This is a genomic window from Metabacillus sp. 22489, from assembly GCF_052044855.1.
GTDB classification, from domain to species: domain Bacteria; phylum Bacillota; class Bacilli; order Bacillales; family Bacillaceae; genus Metabacillus; species Metabacillus niabensis.
The window spans coordinates 1-23625 of the sequence record NZ_JBQENT010000054.1; the positions used below are offsets into that span (position 1 = coordinate 1).

21 protein-coding genes are annotated in these 23625 nt (G+C 36.9%); 2 read left to right on the forward strand and 19 right to left on the reverse strand.

Features of this window, described 5'->3' with window-relative positions; translation table 11 throughout:
* Window positions 1-326 precede the first annotated feature (326 nt).
* The 5 genes from ACTJJ9_RS22800 to ACTJJ9_RS22820 form a co-directional block, all read right to left on the reverse strand.
* Entirely contained in the window at window positions 327-1730 is a 1404-nt protein-coding gene (locus ACTJJ9_RS22800; RefSeq protein ID WP_186324242.1) for an amino acid permease, read from the reverse strand.
* Window positions 1731-2048: 318 nt separating this feature from the next.
* Window positions 2049-4313: a protein translocase subunit SecDF gene (gene secDF, locus ACTJJ9_RS22805; protein ID WP_145582873.1), complete on the reverse strand. Its 2265-nt coding sequence runs from the start codon at window positions 4311-4313 to the stop codon at window positions 2049-2051.
* Between the two features lie 60 nt (window positions 4314-4373).
* Entirely contained in the window at window positions 4374-4697 is a 324-nt protein-coding gene (locus tag ACTJJ9_RS22810) for a hypothetical protein (RefSeq protein ID WP_440768912.1), read from the reverse strand.
* A gap of 150 nt (window positions 4698-4847) precedes the next feature.
* Window positions 4848-5630: an alpha/beta hydrolase gene (locus tag ACTJJ9_RS22815; RefSeq protein WP_145582877.1), complete on the reverse strand. Its 783-nt coding sequence runs from the start codon at window positions 5628-5630 to the stop codon at window positions 4848-4850.
* Between the two features lie 249 nt (window positions 5631-5879).
* Complete coding sequence (locus ACTJJ9_RS22820; protein WP_145582879.1) at window positions 5880-6512, reverse strand: TetR/AcrR family transcriptional regulator; 633 nt, start codon at window positions 6510-6512, stop codon at window positions 5880-5882.
* 181 nt (window positions 6513-6693) lie between these two features.
* Between ACTJJ9_RS22820 and ACTJJ9_RS22825 the strand changes: the two genes are divergently transcribed.
* Complete coding sequence (locus tag ACTJJ9_RS22825) at window positions 6694-7875, forward strand: YhgE/Pip family protein (RefSeq protein WP_145582881.1); 1182 nt, start codon at window positions 6694-6696, stop codon at window positions 7873-7875.
* Window positions 7876-7922: 47 nt separating this feature from the next.
* On the opposite strand, the gene ACTJJ9_RS22830 is transcribed toward ACTJJ9_RS22825, so the two are convergent.
* From ACTJJ9_RS22830 to speB (ACTJJ9_RS22885), 12 genes are all read right to left on the reverse strand, one after another.
* On the reverse strand, window positions 7923-8852 hold the full coding sequence (locus ACTJJ9_RS22830; protein ID WP_145582884.1) for a manganese-dependent inorganic pyrophosphatase: 930 nt from the start codon (window positions 8850-8852) through the stop codon (window positions 7923-7925).
* 91 nt (window positions 8853-8943) lie between these two features.
* Window positions 8944-9837 carry a 50S ribosomal protein L11 methyltransferase gene (locus tag ACTJJ9_RS22835; RefSeq protein ID WP_145582886.1) on the reverse strand — a complete coding sequence of 298 codons (894 nt, stop codon included), beginning with the start codon at window positions 9835-9837 and terminating at the stop codon, window positions 8944-8946.
* A 438-nt stretch (window positions 9838-10275) separates the two neighbouring features.
* Window positions 10276-10884 (reverse strand): transglutaminase-like domain-containing protein, encoded by a 609-nt coding sequence (locus tag ACTJJ9_RS22840; protein ID WP_145582888.1) that lies wholly within the window; start codon window positions 10882-10884, stop codon window positions 10276-10278.
* A 27-nt stretch (window positions 10885-10911) separates the two neighbouring features.
* Window positions 10912-12150: an MFS transporter gene (locus ACTJJ9_RS22845; protein ID WP_145582890.1), complete on the reverse strand. Its 1239-nt coding sequence runs from the start codon at window positions 12148-12150 to the stop codon at window positions 10912-10914.
* 17 nt (window positions 12151-12167) lie between these two features.
* Entirely contained in the window at window positions 12168-13091 is a 924-nt protein-coding gene (opp4C, locus tag ACTJJ9_RS22850; protein ID WP_145582892.1) for an oligopeptide ABC transporter permease, read from the reverse strand.
* 20 nt (window positions 13092-13111) lie between these two features.
* Entirely contained in the window at window positions 13112-14059 is a 948-nt protein-coding gene (locus tag ACTJJ9_RS22855; protein ID WP_095299488.1) for an ABC transporter permease, read from the reverse strand.
* 23 nt (window positions 14060-14082) lie between these two features.
* A complete protein-coding gene (locus ACTJJ9_RS22860; RefSeq protein WP_255451944.1) occupies window positions 14083-15051 on the reverse strand; it encodes a dipeptide ABC transporter ATP-binding protein in 969 nt (322 codons plus the stop codon).
* Between the two features lie 22 nt (window positions 15052-15073).
* Complete coding sequence (locus ACTJJ9_RS22865) at window positions 15074-16039, reverse strand: ABC transporter ATP-binding protein (protein WP_145582896.1); 966 nt, start codon at window positions 16037-16039, stop codon at window positions 15074-15076.
* A gap of 24 nt (window positions 16040-16063) precedes the next feature.
* On the reverse strand, window positions 16064-17710 hold the full coding sequence (locus tag ACTJJ9_RS22870; protein WP_145582897.1) for an ABC transporter substrate-binding protein: 1647 nt from the start codon (window positions 17708-17710) through the stop codon (window positions 16064-16066).
* 72 nt (window positions 17711-17782) lie between these two features.
* The gene (gene speB, locus ACTJJ9_RS22875) at window positions 17783-18763 is read right to left on the reverse strand and encodes an agmatinase (protein WP_145582898.1); all 981 of its coding nucleotides are present in this window, start codon (window positions 18761-18763) and stop codon (window positions 17783-17785) included.
* Between the two features lie 132 nt (window positions 18764-18895).
* On the reverse strand, window positions 18896-19855 hold the full coding sequence (speB, locus tag ACTJJ9_RS22880; protein WP_145582899.1) for an agmatinase: 960 nt from the start codon (window positions 19853-19855) through the stop codon (window positions 18896-18898).
* A gap of 33 nt (window positions 19856-19888) precedes the next feature.
* Window positions 19889-20839, reverse strand: a complete 951-nt coding sequence (speB, locus tag ACTJJ9_RS22885; protein ID WP_255451945.1) for an agmatinase — start codon at window positions 20837-20839, stop codon at window positions 19889-19891.
* Between the two features lie 233 nt (window positions 20840-21072).
* Between speB (ACTJJ9_RS22885) and ACTJJ9_RS22890 the strand changes: the two genes are divergently transcribed.
* Window positions 21073-21525: a MarR family winged helix-turn-helix transcriptional regulator gene (locus ACTJJ9_RS22890; RefSeq protein ID WP_095299481.1), complete on the forward strand. Its 453-nt coding sequence runs from the start codon at window positions 21073-21075 to the stop codon at window positions 21523-21525.
* A 144-nt stretch (window positions 21526-21669) separates the two neighbouring features.
* Here the strand turns inward: ACTJJ9_RS22890 and ACTJJ9_RS22895 are convergent, their stop codons facing one another.
* Together ACTJJ9_RS22895 and ACTJJ9_RS22900 are read right to left on the reverse strand one after the other, a co-directional pair.
* Complete coding sequence (locus ACTJJ9_RS22895; RefSeq protein ID WP_145582901.1) at window positions 21670-22491, reverse strand: DUF2262 domain-containing protein; 822 nt, start codon at window positions 22489-22491, stop codon at window positions 21670-21672.
* A gap of 323 nt (window positions 22492-22814) precedes the next feature.
* Window positions 22815-23531, reverse strand: a complete 717-nt coding sequence (locus ACTJJ9_RS22900; RefSeq protein WP_145582902.1) for a Crp/Fnr family transcriptional regulator — start codon at window positions 23529-23531, stop codon at window positions 22815-22817.
* Between the last annotated feature and the right edge of the window lie 94 nt (window positions 23532-23625).

Below are 23625 nucleotides of genomic sequence, written 5' to 3' on the forward strand. Positions count from 1 at the left end.
TAAAGTGAAAAAGTCTATAAAGAAAGGCGACTATCCGTCCAAAAAATGAACGGATAGTCGCCTTTTTCGTTTACGATCTTGAAATAAAATTAAAAAACGTAAGTTTTTCAGTGGCCTCTTTTGTCCCAGCCTCTTTTTGTGGACTTGGGGACTTGGACTTGGGGACTGTCCCCCTTTTTTATTAATTTTTTTATTTTAGGATTCGATATATGTGGATTCCCCCTGCAAAATGGACTTTTCATCTCCCAATTTGCTGATTTTAGTTTTATGGGACTGTCCCCATAAAACTACTTATTCTCGATAAACAGGGCATTGTTTGAGAGAAATCATTTTAATGGGGGACTGTCCCCTACTTTAAGAATTGGGTATAGGGCAATTCCGGCGATGAATAGTCCGATTCCTAGTAGGAATGTTTTTAGGTCGGCTACTCCTGAGATGATGACCCAGAGGGAGTAGATTAGTGCGAGTATCGCGATGATTCCGTCTGTTATTCTTGGGCGTTTATCAAGTTCATAGGTTTGGCCCTTTAATATAAGCTTTAAGAAGAATAGCGCAGATACTAAGTATGGGATTAGATAGGCCAGTGTAGCAGATGTTGTTAAAAAGGTATATGCTTCGCTTATCGTCCCAGAGATAACAGAAAAAATAAATATTTGCGACATTGCATTTGTCATTGTTAAGGCACGAACCGGGTTGCCTTTTTTATTCACTTTTGCAAAGTATGCCGGAAAAACACCCTTTGTCGCTGCTTGAAAAGGAACCTCAGCGCTTAAAAGAATCCAGCCAATTGTTGAGCCAAATAGAGATACTACCGCGAGTAACGCCATAACAGTTGCTCCATTGTCGCCAATCATTACTGATAAGGCATCTACAAAGGGCTTATCAGATGCTCTTAATTGATCTTGTGGCAATACGCCCATAATTAATAATGTAATCCCCATATAAATAGCTAATGCAATTAATAAGCCAAACACTGTTGCCCGACTTACATCTCGCGGCGATTTCGCTCTTCCTGATAAAATGACAGCAGACTCAATTCCGACAAATGCCCAAAGCGTTGAGATAATGGCCATATTCACTTGACTCGGTAGCCCATAGGTTTCTCCATCTGAAGTTACAATCGGTGTGTAAAAATCCCCTAGATTGGCTTTTTGAAATGTGAATAAGGCAGCGACAATAAAGAGGGCAAAGCCAATGATTTTTGTAATCGTCGCAACGGCATTTAATTTTCCCGCTACATTTAAATTCGTTACTAAAATAAAGTGAGTTCCCCATAACAAAACAGTACAAATAATAAATGTGACAAATCTTCCTAGCTCAATTTCCTGATTACCGAAAACAAATAATATAGACGGATCTCTCATTACCGGGAAAAAAGTTGAAAGGTATCCGGCAAAGCTAGTAATAATTGCAACATTGCTAATCCAATTCGCAATCCAATATCCCCACACCATTGAAAACCCAGCGATATTCCCTTTACGGGGAGAATCAAATAATTCCCGCGCATAGCTTTGTGGTCCAGTTGTTAAGTCAGGTCTTCTCATTGATAATTTGCCAAATACGAGGGCAATCATCAAAACTCCAGCTCCTGTCAAGAACCAGGCAAAAGTAACACCTAAAGGGCTTGCTGTCTGAGCAAGCGTACTTGGCAGCATAAAAATTCCGGAGCCTACCATGTTGCCGACTACTAACGATGTTAAAATGAAAAGACCCCATTTTTTCTCTTTCATGATGTATCCTCCAAATATAGCTAGATATTTCTACGTTATCTATCAAGTTCAACCACTAGATAACTCCTAGTATTCCAAAAAATCTCGATCATAATCTAAGGCTTCCTCCGCCAAATAATAAAAGAGGAGCTGTTAACCTTGATTGTTATTTCTTCGGGCAGTCCGAGGCACTACATGTTTTTTCACCATCAATTAAATTGCTAAGAAATCAACAATAAGTTTTCACACAACAAAAAAAGTTAGACACCTTATAAATTGACCGTCGTCAAGCATTGATCAATCTTATAGAAGTGTCTAACTCTTGATTACTATCAATGATTATACTTGTGGTTCATCAGAATACGTACGTTTTTCTTTAAATGTTTTAATAACGCCCTTCTTCTTCAGCTCTTTATTTTTCCATTCTACCCAGAGCTGTGCGGCGATAAAAATAGAAGAATATGTTCCAACAATTAACCCAACAAGCAAGGCGATTGAAAATGGTCGAATTGCTTCACTACCGAAAATCATTAAGGCAACGACCGTTATCGCAACCATTAATACTGTATTAACAGAGCGACCTAATGTTTGACGAAGACTTGTATTCACGACATCAACGATATCCTCGTACGTCTTTAAATACCTTCTGCGCTGCATATTTTCACGCATTCGGTCAAAGGTTACGATTGTATCATTAATCGAATAACCAACAACCGTTAATAACGCAGCAATGAAGGTAATATCAACCTCTAGACCTGTAACGCTAAAGAATGGGATGATAAAGAATGTCGCATATAAAAGAGCAATAACTGCTGCAACTGCCATGCGAAGCTCAAATCGGAACGTTACAAAAATGATTAAGCCAACGACTGCAATAAGCAACGCCTTCATTGCGTTTTTCGCAAGCTCTTCGCCGACTGTCGGTGTAACACTGCTTACATTTGGCTCTGCTCCAAATTCATCAGTGAAATGACTCTTTAATGAGGCAATTTCTGCTTTTGAGAGATTACCTTTGAAACGAGCAACAGCCATGTTATTCTCATCACCTGAGATGACGATATCATCTGTAGGTAAATCTAGTTTTTCAAGCTGATCCGCTACCATTTCTGTATTAAGAGTTTTATCTGCAAGCAGCTCCACTCTTGTTCCACTTGTAAAGTCAATTCCAAGATTTAAACGAAGCACGACTAAGCAAATAATCCCGGCAACTAGTAAAATGCCAGAGAACGCAAAAAACTTACGACGGTGCTTTACGAAATCAAATCGGTCAAATTTAGTTGGCAAATCAAGCGTATCGAAGTTTTCGGAAATATCGTGTATTTCCTTTTTCTTGACACCAAACCAGCCTGGTCTTTTATTAAAGATTCCGCTTTTCACCCATAGACCTAGTAACCATCTAGAAAGATATACGTTTGTGATGAAGCTTCCGAGAATCCCGATTATTAAGCTTGTTGCAAAGCCTTTTACAGAGCTTGTTCCATAAAAGAATAGAACAGCTGATGCTAATAATGTTGTTAAGTTTGCATCTGTAACAGCAGAAAATGAACTTTGATTCCCTGCTTTAAAGGCGGCTTTAATCGATTTTCCGACTTTTATTTCCTCTTTTATCCGCTCATACGTGATAATATTCGCGTCAACGGCCATACCAACACCTAAAATAAGTGCCGCTATACCTGGTAATGTTAAGACAACATTCATCCAATCGAAAACTAATAATGTTAAATAACTGTATACTGTTAACGTAATTGTAGCGATAAAGCCAGGAAATCTATAATAGAAAATCATAAATAGGAATACGGCTAATACGCCAATTACCCCTGCAAATACTGTTTTATCCATTGCCTGTAGTCCGAATGAAGCCCCGACAGAAGTGGAATAAATTTCATCAAGCTTTACTGGCAATGCCCCTGCATTAAGAATGTCTGCAAGATTTTTCGCTTCATCAACTGTAAAATCACCAACAATTGACACGGTATCTTGGCTAAAGACTTGGTTAACGACTGGAGCAGAAATGTATTTTGGCTTAGCCTTTTGACTTTCAGCTACAAAGGAATCCTTTCCTTCTTCATGGTCTAGCCAAATAACTAACACATTGTTTGGTGCTTGATTAACAATTTCTTGTGTTACTTGTTTAAATTTATCAGCACTTTTCAATTCAATCGAAACGCTAGGCTTTCCATTTTCATCAAAGGTTTGCTTCGCTCCACCCTCTTTTAGGTCAGTACCATCCATCATTAGCTTATCATTTGCGTCTCGGAACGATAGATTTGCTTCAGTAGATAGAATCTCACGCGCTTCATTTTGGTCCTCGACTCCGGCTAATTGGACACGGATGCGATTATCGCCTTCGATTTGGATAACCGGCTCACTTACACCTAAAATATTGACACGCTTATCTAATGCTTCTGCTGTCGCAGCAAGTGCCTGTTCATCAATAACTTGTCCCTTTTTAGCAGGATTTACTTCATAAAGTATTTCAAAGCCACCCTGTAAATCAAGACCTAGCTTAATATTTTTTAATATCCCGCTAGATGAGGCGACCAATACACTTGTAAAAGCAATAAGAAAAATAAAAAAGACAATAATTCGATTTTTTTTAACCATTAATTAAATTCTCCTTATTTTCATTATGAATTTGTTTCAATTTGTAATGTGTTTTTTTAGTTAGATGAGATAATTCGATTGAAATTTCTTCACAATGAAAAACGGTTTATCGTGAGAAAAAAATTCGATTACATTAAGTACAAGCTGATCATGTAATACTAATTGAATCGCATTCTGATCATATCCTCGATAGGCGAGCAGAAGCTTTGATCCTTGCAATTCAAGGAGAGATGCGATTTGTGTCATCTCAAATTCATGATCAAAAAGCAGTGAGGTAAAGGAGGTTTGTTTTAAAGGATCAACTTCAGGCTGGTCCTTTAAATTCAGAACAGGGATTATGAACATTACGATTGATACGATTAATATTGAACAAAACTTCATCATGCAAATCACCTATCCTTTCCTTTTCCTTAACCCTAGTAATTATACTATAAGTATAATAAAAAGAATATTATCGTTCTATTATTAACCAATTTTTCACATAGAAAAGCAGTGACTTCTCTAGTTGAAATCACCGCTCTTTTGTTTTTGGCGTTATTTTTGCGCCAAGGGTAGCCATTTTAAAACATCTTGGATTTTGTCGTCCCAATAGCCCCATTCATGTGTACCAGGGCCAAAATCAGTTGTTAACGAATAGCTTGTTTGCTCACATTTCTTTTTGAACGTTAGATTGCTCTCATATAAAAAATCCTCAGTACCGCAGCATTGATAAAGGGCTGGCTTTGGTTGTTCAGGATTCCGTTCTCCTTGTTCTAGTAACCATAATAGGTCATTATCCGTATCTTTAATATCTTCATCGCCATAAATAAGCTTAAATACATCATCTAAATGCCCATCTTGCTTTATCCAATTTGCCATATCAACAGCACCTGATAGACTTGCAGCAGCGGCAATTTTATCTGGATGGCGAAGTGCCCATTTAAAAGCACCATAGCCTCCCATCGATAGCCCCGCAACAAAATTATCCTCTCTCTTTTCAGATAACGGGAAGAAGGCGCGTGCAATTTCAGGCAATTCCTCTGTTAGAAATGTCCAATACTTGTTACCATATTTCATATCAGTATAAAAGCTTTGATGTACTTGTGGCATGACAACCGCTAAACCTAATGGTGCGACATAGCGTTCAATCGAAGTACGGCGCGTCCAAATCGTATCATCATCACTAAAGCCATGAAGAAGATACAGCGTTTTATGCTTATCAGACACTTGCCGATTTTGCATACCGATTTGCGAAGACGTTTGCTGTGGCAAAATAACCGTCATCGATGTACTTAACGATAAAACCTCCGAAAAAAACTGACATTGAATAAGCGCCATTTTGTTTCTCCTCCTTTTTGGGGTCAGTCCCCAAAAGGAGGAAGAAAGCTGCAATTAACTGTTTTTCAACAATTGAAATTGGCGTGAAATAAGGCTTCCACCCTTAGTGGGGACAGTCCCCACTTTAAAAGTGACTGTCCTATTTTCTACTTTTCAGTTGTTTTTGGGGACTGTCCCCAATTGTTACCGCTAACATTTCATTAAACAAAGCATATCGTTATTGTAAAATTGATTTTATTTAGCTGTCAATTAATCTAGGGCTTCGTTTTCTTCTAAGAATATCAATTTATGACCGATTGCATTCATCGGGCCTTTTGTTATGATGTTTCCTAGCTTGTCTGCCATAAAATCTACGCTATATTTTGTATCGTTATTGAGCCACCACTTCAAAACTCCGATATATGCTGAGCTAATAAAACAAAGGATTAACTCATATGGGATGTTTAATTTGTTCAAATCCCCTAATATCTCTTTAAAGCTTCCTTTAAATTTATCATATAAGCATTTTTCTATTTTGCTAGAAAAGTTAGGAATCCCATTTTCCCCTAGCATCACTTTATAAAAATGACTATTTTCTTCAATATTCCTTAGAATTCTTTTTAACGTTATTTTAAATTTCTTTACATTTACCTCCCCTTTTTTAAGATGAAAGGAAATATTCAATACATCCATTAGCTCCTTCAAATAGGAATCACTGATTTGTTCAAGCAAATCGTATTTATCCTGATAGTGCAAATAAAATGTCGCCCGATTAATGACAGCCTCATCCGCTATATCTTGAATTGTTATTGCTTCAAACCCCTTTTTTTCAATTAACGTTAAAAATGCTTCCTTGATTAGCTTTTGTGTTCTTATTACCCGAAGGTCTGTCTTTTTTGCCATTAGAAAACCTCCTCCTACCCTTTTTTTGTAAATTAGACGACAATTTCGTTCTGACTGTTGTTTATTATACGAATCAACATATATTGCTCATTGATTGCTGAAATAGATTTTTTATAATTGCATTATATACGACATATCGTTTTTTATTCAACACCATGTCTAAAAAAAGGAGGACGATGATATGAATCGATTTATTCGCAATAAACTACTCTGGATTGGCTTAGGAGGAATCGCTCTTCTCACAACGATTTTCACCTTTGCTTTTATGGGTTCAACCGTTAATCCGACACCAAAAAATTTACCGATCGCAATTGTCACCGAGGATGCTGGAGTCACGCTGCCAAATGGTCATAAGCTCAACATTAGTGAAACCTTAGTAGAAAATCTAAAAAAGAATGATTTAAATGAGGTAAAGTGGCACTTCATTTCAGAGGATGCTGCACTAGAAGCAATGAATGATAAAGAAATCTATGCGACAATTTTATTACCTGAGGATTTATCTCAAAATATCTTTTCGTTATTAACGGAAACTCCTAAAGCACCAACAGCTTCAATAACCATTAATGAAGGGCTAAATTTAACAGGGGCAAATGTTGCTGCACAGGTATCAAATGGCGTAGTAGCAAATTTAAACGCACAGGTTCAAGCACAGCTCTATACGCAAATTGAGGAAATGAAAATCCCAATAACCGTTGATTTAGCTAAATCACTTGCAAGTCCGATTACAATTAAAACCGAAAAAATCAATGCTGTAGCCGAAAACAATGCAAACGGAAATACACCAGCACTATTTACTCAATTACTGTGGATAACAACCTTTTTCAGCTCTATGGTGCTTTATACGCTGCTTAAGAAAAGCTCTGACGGAAAATGGACAGCTAAAACAATTGCTAGACAAATCGTAGCTGGACTTGTATACGTATCAGCGGTCTCTGCCATTATTCTATTTTTTGCGACACAGGTTTTAGATGTAACGGTCCCACATTCAGGTGCACTGTTTATCCTATTATTGTTTATCGGCCTATGCTTTTTCTTTTTGCAAAATGCATTGCTTAATTGGATTGGTTACCCAGCAGCACCATTATTTATTTTATTATTATTTTTCTCAATGCCGATCTTAACGATTGCACCAGAAATGCTCCCACAGATTACAAAGGATTATCTTTATTCATGGGTTCCATTTCGATTTAGTATTGACCAACTGAAGGATTTCTTATTTTTTGATAAAGCGGTATTTGCGAACGGTATTGGTACGCTCGGTGTTATCGGTATTTTATCCTTCCTCGTTATGAGCCTTGCGATTTTTAAACCAACAAAAGGGAAGGATTCAGCAAAGGAGAAGCAGATAGCTACAATTCATTGAGAATAAAAAAGAGAAGGCACCCCTTATTCGATGCCTTCTCTTCTCTATTAATTTGTAAAAGCCTCTGTTAAAACAGGAACGATTTGCTTTTTACGAGATACTACACCTTTAAGTGTTGCTTGATTATTATCAAGCGTTACATTAAATGCTTTCTCAATTTTTGCAGCTTCTTTACCGATTGCAACCGCAACTGAATCGTTTGTTAAAATATCTGTTACAACGAATAAGAATAAATCTAAGCCTTTGCTAGCAACGACATTTGATAAAGCAGCTTCAATTTCTTCTTTTTTCACAAGTACATCATTTGTATCAACAGCGTTTACTTGAGCAATTTCCACTTTGCTTGAACCCATTTGGAATTCCTTCGCATCTAGTGAGATTAATTGTTCCACTGTTTTGTCACTTAAATCAGCACCAGCTTTTAACATATCTAAGCCATATGTATTTGCATCAACACCAGCAATCTCAGCTAATTCCTTTGCAGCATCGATATCTTCCTGTGTGCATGTTGGTGATTTGAATAGTAGAGAGTCTGAGATAATAGCTGATAGCATTAAACCAGCTGTTTCCTTCTCAATTTGTACACCTTTTTCCTTGTACAATTTGTTTAAAATTGTTGCTGTACAGCCAACTGGCTCTGCACGATAATATAAAGGATCACTTGTTTCAAAATTAGCAATACGGTGATGGTCAATAACTTCAAGAACACGTACCTCTGTAATGTCGTCGGCACTTTGTTGACGCTCATTATGGTCAACTAAAATAACTTCCTTCGCTTCACCCGCTACTTTTTCCACTAAACGAGGAGCTTCTTTTTTAAAGAAATCAAGCGCATATTGAGTTTCCCCATTCACTTCACCTAAGCGAACTGGCTCTGCATTTTGACCAATCTTATTTTTTAATTCAGCATACGCAATTGCAGAACAGATTGTATCTGTATCTGGGTTTTTATGACCAAAAACAAGTACTTTTTCCATAATAATCTCCTTTACACTGTAAAATATACTCTATTCTATCATAGTTTGCTTTGAGAGAATAACCCACTTGTAGGAAAAAAATGAACGAAATTTACCGTTCCCTTTCAAAAGAAATTGTAACCCATTCATTCGTTTGCGCTCTTTCCCGTATCGTAAAGCCTCCTTTTTCAAACAACGCCAATAGCTCATCCAAATTCCATTCGACAAGACCAGAAATAATAAACTGATCACTATTTTTCAATAAATCATGACGATTGATAATCTTAACCGTTTCATTTGCCCCAATATTAATAAAAATGACATCATACGTATCGTTAATTTGGTAATCTCCTGTAATTAAATCCGCTTGAATGACTTCAATATCAATTGCTAGCCCATTTAATTCTGCATTATGATAGAGCTCTCTAGCAACATCCTCATAATCAACGGCGACAACCCTTTTTGCTCCCTTAAGTGAAGCAGCAATCGTGAGCATTCCCGAGCCTGTCCCTAAATCAAGGACTGTTTTATTCGTTAAATCTGAATCTAGGATCATTCGTAAACAGCCTTGGGTCGTTTCATGTAAACCTGTACCAAATGCTGCAAGTGGATCGAATTTTAAAAGATTCTTTCCTTCATATTGTTCCGTAGAATTCGGATAGACAATGACCCAATCGTTTCCTAAATCGATATCTTCAAATTCATACGTTTGCTCCCATGCTGTTTCATTTCCTGACGAATACTTGATTTCATCTCTTGCTACAGAAAATGTATCCTCAAGCAATGTAAAATAAGCTTCAGGCAGCCCTTCTACCTCAGAATCACTAGCATAAATTTTCAGCTCTACTTGTTCATCCTCTTTTTCCTCGTAACTATATCCATTTTGAACTTTGATGATTTCAATCGGAGATTCATAGTAGAGATTATAGACCCCTACAGAATTCAGCTTATCTGTATATTGATCAATTTCTTTATACGGGATAGTTAAAATAAATTCATGTAACATGTATCGTTTCCTCTCATCTAAATTCTTCCTTAATGTCTTACACCATACAACATCATAGCATATTCTTTCATATCTTTTACATTCCACTGTTCGTCTTATTTGCTGATGTTACGATTATTGCCATATTTGTCTCATATGATAAAACTCAATAAGGCATTTACTCCAGCTTTATTATTTATTTTTATAATCTTCGTATCAGTTTTTCCTTAGGATAAATAGTAACGAGAGGGTAAATATGAGGAAACAATTCAAGCATGGTTGATTACAAGTTAAAAGGGACATTTGGATTCATCATATGGTTTAGCGTTAAATTCTTTTTTCCTATCATAGAATGAATAATTAAGAGGTTGAGAGCATGCACTTTTAATTTTAGTTCATTTGAGAAAAGTAATTTCTTATCTAAGAAAGAGCAAAGCTTTGTAGCAATGCTCTTCCTTTCTATAGCACTTCAGGTAAGTAGTATTTATACATGTCAAGTGCATGACGATGATTCTCTAATGTTTTAATTGTTTTCGGATTAGGCTTAACAAAAATAGTCGGATAATCCTTTTCAGCAAATTCTTCTCTTATCGGAAACGCTAAATATTCTTCATTTATTGAAAATTGGGCATTTACCCCTGGTTTATTTCCACGTGCATCTAAGCGAATCCAACGATTTAATGAGGTAAGGAAAACTCCGTTAAGAGCATGGAGCGAGTAACCATCCTCTGGAGTATCAAAGATCATTAGTCTCTGATAACAAAAGCCTGTTGGAATACCAACTGATCGCAAAATCGCAGCCAACAAATTTGCCTTTGCATAACAAATCCCTTCTTGATAGAAAAGGACGTCTGATGCTTTACAGGTTACACGATCGCTTTGGATATCCCAGCTATGTGATATTTGATCACGAACAAATTCAAAAGCGATTTTAATTTTTTCAATCTCTGATAATTCCCGCTTAAACAATTCTGCAACCTTCTTTTGAATCATCGGATGTGAATAATCGACAACATGCAGTTCTTCCAAATAGTCTACTAGTTTGTTTGACTCAGGGATGAGCTTCATTCTACAATCTCTCCTTCCAGTTCATTTTTAATACATTTCAAGATATTTTCGTTCATTTCTACTAAGTGTTCTTGATTTATAGTTAATCGCATGCAGTGAAAAGAAGATAATCGTTAAGATCGAAACTCCTGATATGCATACTAAAACCGAAACGATTCCGAAAAAATCATATAAATTCCCGATAATCAGCGGGCCAAACATTCTTCCTATATTTGCGAATCCACCTGACACACCTAAATAGAAGGGGGCATCACGGCCGGTTGTTTCTGAAAAATATAAAGGGATCGCAGGTAAAATTAACATTTCTCCAAGAGTGCAAACAATCATTCCTAAGAGAAAGAAATTGTAATGGTCATGGAAAAGCAATAAAAAGGTATATCCAATTGTACAAAAGATTGCAGCAGTAATTAATTGGGCATTAATAGATTTAGCAATCGTTCGTTTCAAAAATATGAGAATCGGCTGTCCAGCAAGTATAACAATCCCGTTGATTGTCCATAAAAAACTATATAAGGAAATTTCATAGCCTTGCTCTACTAAATAAGGTCCGACACCTGTCCCCCAAAAATTAAAGGTAATCCAATAAAAGCTTGCCCCAATTGATAGAAATAAATAAACCTTATAATCTTTTAATAGAGGTGCATCATGACGCAAAATTTTTCCCGTATTTACTTGCTTCGTTTCTTCTGCCTCTGATTTCATAAATGTAAATAAAAAGCATGCAAAGATAATCGTAATCACGCCTGTAACTACATACGTAAGCTGAAAGGATATCGCCGCCAGCAAGCCACCAGCCGCAGCACCAAATGCTAGACCAAGATTATTGCAAACATAGACAATATTAAACAAGCGTTTGCGAAATTCCTTCCAGCGGAAACCTATATAGGAATGAACCCCTGGCATTGTAATCCCATTCATCATCCCAAGTGCACACATCATCACAATATAGAGATACCAATTTTCAATAAAGACTATCGATAGGATCGCTATCCCCGATGCAAGTGTCGACCCAACAATTAATTTTCTCGGACCTAGCCGGTAATAAAGCATTCCTCCGATAATCTCTCCAAAAATTCCAAACAATGATTGGAGTAAGATGACCATTCCTGCTTCGCCATATGATTTTCCTAATTCTGAGCTAACATATAAGGTGATCAATGGCCACATAAGGGCTTTTCCGCTTGAGTTAATAAAGCTAGCTAAAATAAAGACAAGCGCATCTTTCGGATACGCTTTAAACATATTCATTTTATTTAGTATATTCATTTTAGAGCCCCATTTCTTTACTTAAAGCTTTTTGGATCTAACGCATCTCTCACTCCATCACCGATAAAATTGATTGAAAGCACAGCTAATACAATCATGATTCCAGGTGGGATCCAAAGCCAAGGTTGATTTGTTAACGCCGTAATCGATTGAGCCGTTGTTAGCATATTCCCCCAGCTCGCTGAAGGTGGTTGAACGCCCATCCCTAAAAAGCTTAATGATGACTCTGCAATAATAGCTGACGCTGCTCCGAATGTAGCATTAACAAGGATAGGTGCGATTGTATTCGGCAAAATATGATGAAAGATGATTCTTGGTGAACGATAGCCTAATGCAACACCCGCCTTCACATAATCCTGCTCCTTTATAGAAAGGATGCTTGCTCTTACTAATCGAGCAACATATGGCCAGCCTAATATACCAAGCACTAGCATAATATTAAACAAGCCAGGACCGATAATTGTCACTAATACTAAGATGACCATTAAATATGGGAATGACATAAATACATCAATAAATCGGTTAATCACCATATCGACCCAACCACCAAAATAACCGGCAACCGCCCCAACAATTGTCCCAATAATAATGTAAATCGCCACTGAACCAAGTCCGACAGCCAACGAAATTCTTGAGGCGAAAATTAATCTACTTAACACATCACGCCCCATTTGATCAGTGCCTAATAAATGCTCTAGGGACGGTCCAGCATTGAACGTTCCGACAATTGCATTCGGGTCATATGGAGCTATTAGCGGTGCAAAGATTACCATTAAACATAATAATCCAAATATGAACGTCCCGACCATTGCCAGCTTATGCCTATAAAACTTCCGCAAAGTAGTCCTAAATAAACTTGAGCCTTTTTGAACTTCCTCATTAGAAGTTATCAAGGTCTTATCTTCTAATGCTGTCCTTGCATCGACATTTATTGAAGACATTTTATTACCACCTTTTCTAATTAATGATATTTCACACGCGGATCGACAACTGCATACATGACATCTGCCCAAATATTCGCAATTAAAACACTTACTGCAGCAATTAAATTGATTGCCATTAATGTTGGGTAATCACGAGATAAAATCGATTGAATCGTTAATTGCCCCATTCCAGGCCATTGAAAGATCGTTTCCGTAATGACAGAACCGCCGATTAATAACGGGATATCCATGCCGACAATTGTAATAATTGGAATTAACGCATTCTTTAATGCATGTTTATTAATGACAACAAATTCCTTTAACCCTTTAGAGCGAGCTGTTCGTAAAAAGTCCTGCCCGAGAACCTCTAATACGCTTGAGCGAACATATCTAACCATCCCTCCAGCAATCGCTGTTCCTAATGTTAAGGTTGGCAGAATTAAATGGAGCAATAAATCACCAAAGCCTGACTGTCCTAGCGTATTCATGCCACCAGTCGGTAATACGCCCCAAACAACACCGAAAATATAGATTGCTCCTAAGCCGAAGAAGAAATTTGGAATTGAAACTCCTAGAAAGGCGCCGGTTGTTGAGAGATAATCAAGCCATGTGTATTGGCGAATCGCACTAAGAATTCCAATTGGAATCGCGATTAAATAGGCAACGATGATTGAGCTAATCATGAGAAGCAATGTCGGACCTAGCTTATCTACTATCATTGTTGCTACCGGTTGAAATGATGTGAAAGAAGTTCCTAAATCACCTTGAAGCAAGCCCCACAGCCATTTGACATATTGGATAAAAAACGGGTCATCCAAGCCTAGCATCTCTCGGCGGAGTTCACGGTCTGCTTCAGTCGCATTAGGATTTTGGGAAAGCTCGGCTGGATCACCAGGCGAAAAATAAATAAGGACGAAATTCAGTAAAGTAACCCCAAATAAAACAGGAATCGATATTAAAATTCTTCTTGTTAAATACTGGAACATGTTATGACCTCCTTTTCTCCAATTTAGTTATAGGGAAAATGACAGGCTACCGTATGCTCATTTCCTGCTAGCCTTGGTTCAACCTCCCGACAAAGCTTTTGCGCTAACGGACATCTAGTATGAAAGCGACATCCAGCTGGTGGATTAGCAGGATTCGGTACATCCCCCTCTAAAACGATTCTTTCTTTATTTCTTAAATGTGGATTTGGTGGTGGATATGCATCTAATAACGCTTTTGTATATGGATGCTTAGGGTTTTGGAAAAGGTCATTTGTTTTTCCGAATTCTACAATTTTCCCTAAATACATGACCGCAATTTTATCACTCATATACTTTACTGCCCCTAATCCGTGAGCAATGAACAAATAGGTTAAGCCAAATTCCTTTTGCAAATCCTTCAACAAATTTAATATTTGCGCTTGAATCGATACATCTAATGCGGAAACTGGTTCATCACAAACAATAAATTTTGGATTTAAAATAAGAGCCCTTGCAATCCCAATTCTTTGTCTTTGCCCACCTGAAAATTCATGTGGATATTTATTAAGTTGATGTTTAGAAAGCCCAACAATTTGAATTAAGTCATGAATCTTTTTCTCCATTTCAGGACGACTAAGGTTTTCATGTACAATGAGAGGCTCAATGAGAATATCTCTAACCCTTTTGCGCGGATTTAACGATGAATAAGGATCCTGAAAAATAATTTGGATTTGATTTCGAATCTTTCTTAGCTCTGATTTAGAGATCTTTGCTAAATTCACATCATTAAACAATATATTTCCTTGTGAAATGCTTTCTAATTGGATAATACTCCGACCAAGCGTTGATTTACCGCAACCAGATTCGCCTACAAGACCAAGTGTCTCACCAGGATAAATTTGAAAGGAAACCTCGTCTACTGCCTTCACATGTGCAACCGTTTTTGACAATATCCCTCTTTTAATCGGATAGTATTTTTTTACATTTTCTACTTTTAATAAAGGACTATTCAAATGCAGCAACCCCTTTCCATCGTTAACTTACTGATAAGCAGCGCACCTTATGGTTTTCAGCGACAGACTTAAGAATTGGAGCTTCTGATTTGCAACGCTCTGTGGCTATTGGACATCTGTTATGATAGCGACATCCTGAAGGCATCTGGTAAAGAGATGGAACTGTCCCTTCAATCGTTCGCAGCTTCTCATTTGGATCAATCTCTAAATGTGGAATTGAATCCATTAGCCCTTTTGTGTACGGGTGTTTCGGGTCATCAAATAGGGTGAACACATCCGCTTCTTCAACGACCTGTCCTGCATACATGACGATGACCTTATCAGCCATCTCTGCCACAACCCCTAAATCATGTGTGATAAATAGAATTGAAGTGTTATAATCTTCCTTTAGCTTTTTCATTAATCTAAGAATTTGCGATTGAATGGTGACATCCAATGCTGTAGTTGGCTCATCCGCTATTAGCAGCTGGGGGTTGCACGATAATGCCATCGCAATCATTACCCTCTGTCTCATCCCACCTGATAGTGAATGAGGATATTGATTCATAATCTCATCTGGCCGTGAAATTCCTACTTTCCGTAGCATATCTATCGCATATTTCCATGCTTCTTTTTTATTCATTTTCATATGCATGAACAATGGCTCTAACATTTGGTTACCAATTGTATAGACGGGATTTAACGATGTCATTGGCTCCTGAAAGATAATCGAAATATCCCTTCCGCGTATATCACGCATTTCACTTTCAGTTAATTGTGCTATATCTCGATCTTTAAATTGGATGCTGCCATTTTTAATAAACCCATGCTTCCCTAATAATCGAATGATCGATAACGATGTAACACTTTTACCACAGCCAGATTCTCCAACGATTGCAATTGTTTCACCAGAGGTTAGTGTAAAACTAACCTCATCAACTGAAACAACCTCTCCATTTTCCGTTTGAAATGCTGTTTGCAACCTATCTACCTCAAGTAATTTTTCCATCTCCTTGTCACCTCACTTACATTCTCAATTTTTCAACTCCCATAAATGTGCGTTGAAATGTGGCGCATAAATCGTTCCGCCTCTTGCCTCTAAGTCTTTATGAATAGCAATTAAGTTATTATCTGAGAACAATGAAATAAGCGGTACTTCCTCCTGAATAATCCCTTGCAATTCACTGTAGATTTCCTTTCGTTTATTTTCATCGCTTTCAGCAATTCCCATTGCAAACAATTCATCAACTCTCTCATTCTTATATTGCATATCATTAAGAGCGCCATTTGATGTAAAGGTTACAGCTGGACCGTCCGGATCAACGATGCTGCCAAAGCTCATAATCATCATTTCAAAATCATGTGATACCGCTTTTTGAACAGTTGTGGCAAAATCGTAGTTCGTAATTTTCACCTTAAGACCAACTTGCTGAAAGTATTGCTGCAAAATCGTACCAGCCATTTCTCTCGCTTGATCTCCAGTTGGAACAATTAATTCTATTTCTTTATTAAAATCCCAGCCTATTTCTTCTAATAGCTCCTTCGCCTTTTCGGGGTTATACTCGTATTTTTTAACATTCGGGTCATAATAAGGATGTGATGGAGTATACGGACCATCAACGATATCACCATATCCTTTGATCAGGTCATTGATTAAAACCTCTTTATCAATCGCATAAGCTAGCGCTTGTCTAAAACGCTTATCAGGAAACACCTCTGTATTAAATTCCATATTGATATACCTGCGCACTGACTCCTCAGACGTTTTCATATGCTCCATTTTTTTCACCGTATCCCATTCAAGAGCAGGAATGTTTCCCGTTCCCGCCTGTGCTGCATTCATATGAAGCTCACCTGTTTGTAATTGAGCAACTAAGTTTGCTGGCGGCATAATTTTAATGTAAATTTCGTCAAGCTTCGGTTTCCCTTGGTAGTAATTTTCGTTGGCAACTAGATGTACATATTGATCTTTTGCATATTTTTCAAACTTAAATGGTCCTGTAGTAACAGTAGGATTTTGCCAAAATGGATTTTGATTTAATTCCTCTGGCTTCACATCCTTTAATACATGTTTTGGAACAATAAATAAATCTGATAAACGTTCCAAAATTAAATTAGGGTCAACAGGATTTTTTGTTACGAATTGAACAGTCGTATCATCTATTGCTTTTACAGATGGTAACTCTGTGACACCTTCTGGGAGCTTCCCGTTTTCCCCTAAGCCATCAAATGCTGTAATATAGTTACCAACCGTTGTCAGGGTTTTTGGATTTGCGATTAAATTTATCGTGAATACAACGTCATCCGCAGTAAATGGGGTACCATCAGTCCATTTCACATTATCCTTTAAGGTAATCGTAAATGTTTTACCATCCTCGCCAATTGTATATGATTCAGCTAATACATTTTCAAACTCTAATGGAGCTGTCATTTCAAATAACGTTTCAAACATAAAACCTGCAACATAATTGACACCATTTGAGCCTGATGCATCTGTATCAATTGGGTTAAACATTAACGGCCCATTGCTCATTCCAATATTGAGCACTTTATCATTTGGAGCTTGAGCAGCATTCGTTGAACCATTTGCAGATTCTGTTCCCCCTTCACTACAAGCAGCTGAAAGGACGATCATTGCACATAATAAAATGGTTAAAAGTGGACTTTTTCGAAGCATCATCCATTACCCCCTTCTAAACAAGATTTGAATCAAATCAGAAAAAATTATTCATTATGTGTGAAGCTCCATCTTTTACATCGAGCTTATTTCCAATGGATTTTGAAGCTTAGCCTTCTTATTTTGTGCGATAATGGACAGTACTTGAAAGGTGATATTTGCAGCATTTAACGCTGTAATATGAGCAGGATCTCGATCTGGCAAAGTTTCGACGATATCAAAACCAATCATATTGATTCCTGAAATTCCGCGAATCATTTGATATGCTTCATAGGTTGTAAAGCCGCCTACCTCAGGTGTTCCTGTTCCCGGAGCAAAAACAGGGTCAAGGAAATCAACATCAAATGTTAAAAACACTGGTTTATCGCTGACTCTAGCTTTAATTAATTGTGTTAATTTGGAGATTTCCATTGCTTTTACATCATCTGTTGTTAATAATTCAAACCCCATATCTCGAGCAGGCTGATACGGATTTTTCGTTATCGATGTCCCGCGCATGCCAATTTGAATAGAGGAATACGGATCAACAATTCCTTCATCAACAGCTATACTAAACATTGTTCCATGGGAATATTTCTTTCGTGGATCAAGGCTTCTTCCAGTATCTGAATGGGAATCAAAATGGACAAGACTTATTGGACCGTATTTTTTTGCAGCTGCTCGTAAATGTGGAAGTGATATCGAATGATCGCCTCCGAGCAGAATCGGAATAACGTTATGACGAAAGATTGGGGCTAACTGTTCTTCAATAGCTTCATAGGAATATTCAATATAGCCGGGATGAACAGTTAAATCACCGTAATCAACTCCGGATAAATAGTCAAAAATATTCAAGCGATCCAAAGCAGGATTAATTCCTCTGATCCTTTGTGACATTTCCCGAATAGCAGACGGACCAAATCTTGTGCCGATCGCATAGCTAACACCTGTATCAAAAGGTACGCCAATTACTGCAAAATCAACATTTTCTAAATCGTCCTTCACATGTGGCAGGTGCATAAAGGTGCGAATTCCGGAAAAGCCTGGAACCCCTCGGCTAATTTCTGGTTTATACATTATCATCATCATCCTTTTCAAAGTTAATTTCACAAAAATGGGTATGTTGCACTTTTTATATGAAAGTTCTTGAAAAATTTAAAATTTTCAGTATTATATAAATAGGTGTAAGTATTTTTAAACTAGCTAGCTTTATAGTTGTAAGGAAGCTTCTAAACTTTTATTCTTTGCAATAATTGAGAGTACTTGAAAGGTAATGTTTGCTGCGTGCAGAGCAGTTAAGTTTGATTGATCGCGATCTGGTAAGGTTTCGACGATATCAAAGCCGATAATATTGATTCCTGCGATTCCTCTTATCATTTGAATCGCTTCATAGGTTGTAAAACCACCAGCCTCAGGTGTCCCAGTACCTGGAGCATAGATCGGATCTAGAAAGTCTACATCAAATGTTAGGAATACAGGCTTCGTTCCAACACGATTTTTTACCTTTTCGCATAGCTCAATAATTGGTAGCTTCTTTACATCATCTGTTGATAATACTTCATATCCAAGCTCTATAGAAGATTCAAGATTTGGATTTGGTCCACTGCCTCTCATGCCCATTTGAATCGATGAATAAGGATCAACAATCCCTTCATCTACCGCTAAGCTAAACATATTACCATGTGAATATTTTTTCCGAGGGTCACTGCTTCTCCATGTATCTGAATGTGCATCAAAATGAACTAAACTTACCGGTCCATATTTTTTTGCTGCCGCTCTTAAATGTGGCAATGAAATCGAATGATCTCCACCTAGTAAAATAGGAATAATGTTTTTTTCAAAAATGGGTGTAAGCTGCTCTTCTATAGCTTCATAGGAATATTCAATATAACCTGGATGCACAAGTATATCCCCGTAATCAATCCCTGACATGAATTCAAATATATCGATATCTAAAGCTGGATTTACTCCTCTTATTCTTTGCGACATTTCCCTTATTGCTGAAGGTCCAAAACGAGTTCCTACTGCATGACTGGCACCTGTGTCAAACGGAACACCGATAACAGCAAAATCAACATTTTCTAAATCGTTTGTGATATATGGTAAATGCATAAATGTTCTTATTCCTGAGAAGCCAGGAACCTTGTATGTCGCTTGTGGTTTATACATAAAATCATCCTTTACTATTATTTTGTAAGTTTATTAAACGATCGCTTCTATCTCGACACTTTTTTTCATTGCAATAATTGATAAAACCTGGTGTGTAATGGTTGCTGCGTTTAATGCTGTTACTTTCGCCGGATCACGGTCTGGTAAAGTTTCGACAATATCAAAGCCAATGATATTAATTCCACATATTCCTCTTATCATTTGCATTGCTTCATACGTTGTAAATCCGCCAACCTCTGGTGTCCCCGTACCTGGTGCATATACCGGATCTAGAAAATCAACATCAAATGTTAAAAATACTGGACGACTTTTCACCCTTTGCTTTACCTTTTCACATAATTCCGCTACCGTTAATTTTTTCACATCATCTGTTGATAGCACCTCATATCCTAACGCAATAGATGATTCAAAATCTGGGTTCGGCCCTCCACCTCTCATTCCCATTTGTATCGATGTATGTGGGTCAATCACTCCCTCATCAGCGCCAAGACTAAACATATTTGCATGAGAATATTTCTTTTTAGGGTCATCACTTCTCCACGTATCTGAATGTGCATCAAAATGTACCAAGCTTACCGGTCCATATTTCTTTGCAGCTGCTCTAATATGAGGCAATGAAACTGAATGATCTCCTCCTAATAGAATTGGGATAATCCCTTTTTCAAAAATTGGCTCTAGCTGTGCTTCAATTTCCTCATATGAATATTCAATATACCCCGGATGCACCGTTAAATCTCCATAATCGATGCCATTCATATATTTTGATAGATCAATCATATTTAACGCTGGATTGATTGGCCGTAGCCTTTGTGACATCTCTCTTATAGCAGCTGGACCAAATCTAGTTCCTACTGCATAACCAGCACCTGTATCAAACGGAACGCCAATTACTGCAAAATCAACATTTTCCAAATCATTCGTATGTGGCAATTTCATAAACGTTCTTATCCCAGCAAACGGTGGTTGTTGCTTCAAGTTTGTCAACTCTCTCATCTCCTTAGTCTGATTATTTTTAAGATTCAGAAAATTATTTTTATAAGTATGTTGCTAACTTATATCAATAATTTACAATCTTGTTTCCCCTTTGTCTCTCATATTGTCATATAATATCACGATGTTTTTTGTTGCATTTGCAATATTTTTTCGTTAAACTACTGATCGAATGTTAATCACTTCCAATTGTGATAAAATAGATAAAAAATAGGGAGTCAAATTCTATGAAGCATATTCTTAGAGAAATTGGCATGATTGCAAGATGCCTAGAATCAATTGCAAATATTGAATTTAAAGACTTAAATTTAAATAAAGGACAATTTTTATATTTAGTAAGAATTTGCGAGAATCCTGGAATTATCCAGGAAAAAGTAGCTGAAATGATTAAAGTCGATCGAACAACAGCTGCTAGAGCAATCAAAAAATTAGAGCAACAAGGGTTTATCGTCAAGGTAAGTGATGAGGAAAATAAGAAAATAAAAAAGCTATATGCTACTGAAAAAGGGATGCAGCTTAATCCTTTCTTTGAAAGAGAATTAGAACACTCTTCAAATGTCATTCTCAAAGATTTTACAGACGAGGACAAAGAAAAGATCTACCAATATTTAGTGAAAATGAGAAAGAATATTGAGGCAGATTGGGAATATGTAAAACGGGGGAATAAAAGGGATTATTAAATGCATTTAGAAAATGTATGAACAAAATCCAAAAGCCCAGGTAGCTGTTACGAAATTTAGCAAAATTTCACTCAGACAGAAAACCTAAAAATGTTGAAATAATTAACACTTAGGTTTTCTGTTTTCATACTTTAACGTAGATTGCTATCCAGCTATTTCAGCTGATGTAAAGTTCCCATTAATATCTCCATTTACGATAATCGAATGTCCCCAAAACATATCGCCGTCAGAGAAGAAAATTTCAAATTCACCATCATCGTAAACTGAAATGCTGTCAATGCTCATCAGCTCTACAAATAGTTCCTTTGTAATTTCGGTTATTTCCGCTTCTTCATTATCCTGTAACCAATCATTTGCTAAATCCACAAGCTCTTTTGCAGCATAGTTTCGAATTGCTTTATCCCATTGCGCCTGATTATTAAAAAGTTCATGGGCAGTTTTCAAAGATTCGTCCATTGCAGCCTTATTTTCATCCCAATTAAAATATAAAGAGCAATCCTTATTTAGCCAAGTAATTTCTTTTTGAAAAAGATTAACGCTTTTTACTAATTCAAACTGACCAAGGATTTCATCATTATAATAAACAGGCTTCAATTCTTCTTGTAATATCTTTTCTAATTCATCATCTTGATAATGATTATCTAGAACGCGAACAAGCATCATCATATTTTCTGCTTTGCGGACCTGTAATTTGACAATCTTATGTGCTTGTAATAAATCTCTTGATTCCTCTAACTCTTCATCTGTAACTAACCAGTCTAAAAAAATTTCCTTCTTTACCACATGCTGACCATAACGTAAATCCTTCCAGGCTAGCAAACTAATCGATGCAGTCCACAAACTACGCTCACCGAATTTACTACCACTAACGCCTGAATGTCCAGTTAATGCAATGATTTCAATGAGTTCTTCCGGGAACCTTTGTTCAAATTGGCTTTTCTCTAAAGTCGGATTCAATCTTATCATCCTTTCATTTATTGAAGATATATTTATGTATGAAGAACAGTTTCTATCTAACTATCATTCTCCCTTACATATATTAACATAAACACCTAGAAATCCTTCCCTTTTTTTGTAAAAGTTATAATAATCAGGACGCTAGTGTAGACGATGCTGACAGGATAGCGTGGTTTCGATTAATTGATAGTTGAATAAACTAGATATAAAGTTATCCTCCACCTAAGCAATTTCGTTTAGATTGAACATATAACTTAAAGGTCAAAATCTCTGTTAAAGCAAATGAAAACAGCCTTCTATTAAGAAGACTGTTTTCATTTGCTTTCTTTCATTTATAATCGACAAACTTGCATTGGACAATCCTCACATTTACAAATACTACGCAGTCCTTCCAGATTTAGAATTGTAATATATCCTTTATCATATGCTACAAGTCCATCTTTTCTATATTGATTTATGATCCGTGTCACTGTTTCTCTAGGGGTTCCGATTAAACAGGCGATTTCATCGTGCGTAAACTTTTTGGTAATTTCCCATTTTTCATCGTTTTTGATACCATACGTGTTTGTCATACGAATGAGGACAGATGCCAATGCACCATTTTTCCCAAAAAACATTAAATCTCTTAGCTTTGTTTGTGTTAAAAGCTGGGAATAACTTACCCATTTTGTAAATTCAATTGAAAACTCACGATTACGCCACAAAAGCATTTCTATCTCTTGTATTTCAATCACACCAACGACAGAATCCTCAATTGCTTTCGCATTTTCCATAGCTCTTCCATCATCATGAGACATGTAATCTCCGAACATATCATCTTTCGTATAATAATTTAAGGTTAACACTTTACCTTCATCATTACTTTTATAAAGAGTGATCGTTCCTTTTACTAAATAAAAAAGCTTATTTACCTTTTCTCCTTCAGAATATAAATATTCACCAGCTCTTAGGTGAATTGTATTCATTCTTTGTTTTAATTCATCCATGCTGTTTTTTGATAAGAAATGGGTATTCACTACTTTTTCATTCGCTTTCACTTCTGCTATCATCTCTTTGCCACCCCGCCGTTCTTTTGTCTTATATGTTCATTGTAAAGAGTTTACAGGAAAATTGTTATGAGGGAATTCCCTCATTTCGATTCTG